The organism is Streptomyces sp. NPDC059564, assembly GCF_042735575.1.
In the GTDB taxonomy this organism is placed as follows: Bacteria; Actinomycetota; Actinomycetes; order Streptomycetales; family Streptomycetaceae; genus Streptomyces.
Window position 1 is genome coordinate 1 of record NZ_JBHWBP010000582.1, and the last position, 2889, is coordinate 2889.

Annotated in this window: 3 protein-coding genes; 1 reads left to right on the forward strand and 2 read right to left on the reverse strand. The window is 76.9% G+C overall.

Annotation, left to right across the window (positions count from 1 at the left end; all coding sequences use genetic code 11):
- Positions 1-137 precede the first annotated feature (137 nt).
- Positions 138-881 carry an SDR family NAD(P)-dependent oxidoreductase gene (locus ACFV0Q_RS40505; protein WP_385012979.1) on the reverse strand — a complete coding sequence of 248 codons (744 nt, stop codon included), beginning with the start codon at positions 879-881 and terminating at the stop codon, positions 138-140.
- An 84-nt stretch (positions 882-965) separates the two neighbouring features.
- On the opposite strand from ACFV0Q_RS40505, the gene ACFV0Q_RS40510 reads away from it, so the two are divergent.
- A complete protein-coding gene (locus ACFV0Q_RS40510) occupies positions 966-1568 on the forward strand; it encodes a TetR/AcrR family transcriptional regulator (RefSeq protein ID WP_385012980.1) in 603 nt (200 codons plus the stop codon).
- On the opposite strand, the gene ACFV0Q_RS40515 is transcribed toward ACFV0Q_RS40510, so the two are convergent.
- Complete coding sequence (locus ACFV0Q_RS40515; protein ID WP_385012981.1) at positions 1565-2683, reverse strand: glycosyltransferase family 4 protein; 1119 nt, start codon at positions 2681-2683, stop codon at positions 1565-1567. The genes ACFV0Q_RS40510 and ACFV0Q_RS40515 overlap by 4 nt on opposite strands.
- Positions 2684-2889 lie beyond the last annotated feature (206 nt).

Below are 2889 nucleotides of genomic sequence, written 5' to 3' on the forward strand. Positions count from 1 at the left end.
CTGCGGTTGCCACAGGTGGCAGCAGTGTTCAGCCAATCCAGCCTCGCCGGCGTTTGAGGCGCGGGGTCTGGGGCGGAGCCCCAGGGTCTTTCAGCCTCGCCGGCGTTTGAGGCGCGGGAGGCTCCGGTCGACCCCCGTCAGGAGAGGTAGCCACCGTCTATGTCCAGGACCGCGCCGGTGATGAAGGACGCCGTCGGGCCCGCCAGGAAGACGATGCCCGCCGCCACTTCCTCGGGCCGCCCGAAGCGCCCCATCGCGTTGGCCGCCCGCTGCGCATCCGCGTACGCACCCCGCGGCGGGTTCATGTCCGTCGCCACCGACCCCGACCGCACCACGTTCACCGTGATCCCCCGCGGAGCCAGATCCCGCGCCGCGCCCTTGCTGTAGCCGACCACCGCCGCCTTGCTCGCCGCGTAGTCGGCGACGCCCGCGACCCCGGGCCGCGCTCCCAGGTTCGAGCCGACCGTGACGATCCGGCCGCCCTCCCCCATCACCCGCGACGCGGCCCGTACGCCCGCCGCGACCCCGCCCACGTTCACCGCGAACTGCCGCTCGACCTCCGCCGGGTCACCGTCCTCGTCGACCCGGCCGCCGACCACCACCCCCGCGTTGTTGACCAGGATGTCCAGTCGTCCGAAGTCCGCCACCACGGCGTCGACCAGCCCGGCCACCTGCCCCGGGTCCGCCTGGTCGGCCCGGTACGCCGCGGCCCGCACGCCGGCCGCGCGCAGCTCGCCCGCCACCGTCGCGGCCCGCTCCCGCGAGGCGGCGTAGCTGATGGCGACGTCCGCCCCCTCGGCGGCCAGCGCCCGCGCCGTCGCCTCGCCGATGCCCCGCGACCCTCCGGTGACCAGTGCCACCCTGCCGTCGAGAACCCCCATGCGAACCCACCCCTTCACTACCGATCGGTACATAACGAGGCCACGGTACTGTATCGACCGGTACACAAGAAACGAGGAGGCCTCATGGCCACGGGACGCCCCCGCGAGTTCGACCTGGACGAACGCCTCGACCGGGCCATGCGCGTCTTCTGGCAGCACGGCTACGAAGGCGCCGGCCTCGCGGACCTCACCGCCGCGATGGGCATCAGCCGGCCCAGCCTCTACGCGGCCTACGGCAACAAGGAGGCCCTCTTCCGCAAGGCCGTGGACCGCTACGCCGACGGGCCCGCCCGGCACCTCGCCGAGGCCCTCCTGGAGCCCACGGCCCGCGCCGCCGCCGAGCACCTGCTGCGCGGCGCCGTCGACGTCACCACCGCGCCGGAGAACCCCTCCGCGGGCTGCCTCGTCGTCCAGGGCGCCCTCGCCACCGGGGAGCAGTCCGAGCCCCCGCGCCGGGAGCTGGCGGCCCGCCGCCTGGCCGGCGAACTGCGGCTGCGCGAACGCTTCGACCGGGCCAGGGCCGAGGGGGAGCTGCCGCCGGGCACGGACACCGCGGACCTCGCGCGCTACATCACGACGGTCTCGTACGGGATCTCCGTCCAGGCCGCGAGCGGTGCCACCCGCGCGGAACTCCACCGCACCGTGGACCTCACCCTGCGCAGTTGGCCCGCCGACGCGAAGGCCTAGGCCCGCCCGCGCTCCATCAGCTCGTCGTACACCGACAGGACCTGCGCCACCGTGTCGTCCTCCGACGGCCACGTCGCCGCCTGGGCCCGCCCCGCCGCCGCCAGCTCCGCCCGCCGCCCGGGATCGTCCAGCAGCGCGGCCACCGCTCCGGCCAGCGCCCCCGGGTCCCCGTACGGCACCAGCACGGCCGCGTCGCCGACCAGCTCCGGCACCCCGCCGACCTCGGTCGCCACCAGCGCCACCCCGGCCCGCAGCGCCTCCTGCGCGAGCAGGGACCGGCCCTCCCAGCGGCTCGGCACCACCGCCACGTCCGCCGCCGCCAGCAGCCGGTCCGCGTCCCGCCGCCGGCCCAGGAGCCGCACCGGGAGCCCCTCCGCCTCGATGCGCCGGGCGAGTTCGGCCCGTAGCGGCCCCTCCCCCGCGATGACCAGCAGCGGCAGCGGGTCCAGCACCCGCCACGCCCGTGCCGCGTCGAGCAGCAGGGAGTACCCGCGCCGGGCCACCAGACTGCCGACCGCGATCACCAACGGCCGTTCCACCGCTCCGAGTTCCGCCCGGGTCTTCCCGGCGTCCACCGCGTGCTCGGCGACCGGTACGGCCGGCGCCGCCAGCCGCGCGTCCCGGGCCCCGCGCCGCCGCGCCAGGTCGACCTGGTCCGAGGAGGCGCCCAGCACCACGGCGGCGGCCCGCGCCACGCGCCGCTCCAGCAGCCGGCTCAGCCGCCCCAGCGCCCCCGCGGGTTCCGGGGCGCCGCCGTGCCAGGTCACCACCAGCGGCACCCGCCCCCGCCCGGCGCCGCGCAGCGCCAGCGCGGCCCGCATCCCGGCCCGCACCCCGTGCGCGTGCACCACGTCGGCCCCGGCGCAGGCGGCCCGCAGGGCGTTCGCCGCGTCCGAGGTGAACCGCGCACCCGCGCCGGTGAAGTCGTACTCCCCCTCGGCCGCGACGGGGGCGCACACGGTCACCCGCACGCCCCGGGCGGCGAGCCCGGTCGTGAGCGACCGCACGTGCGCGCTGCTGCCCGCGCCCGCACCGCCGAGGACCTGGACGGTACGCAGCGGAGGCCGCCCGTACGGCTGTGCGGGGACCGGAACCGAAACCGGGGAGCTGCTCACGGGCCGAAGCTCCAGGGTGAGGAGTCAGAGACGTCGCCCAGGATGCCAGTCCGCACGCGCGTTCCGGGACCATACGGGTGTGGATCCCGTGCGGGATACCGTCGTGCGCCCCCCATCCTCACCCACACGGGCTAGCGCGGCGTCAGCCCGGCGCCTCTCGGACGGCCCGCGCGAGGCCCCCACCGCGCACGACGGGGGCCCGGAAC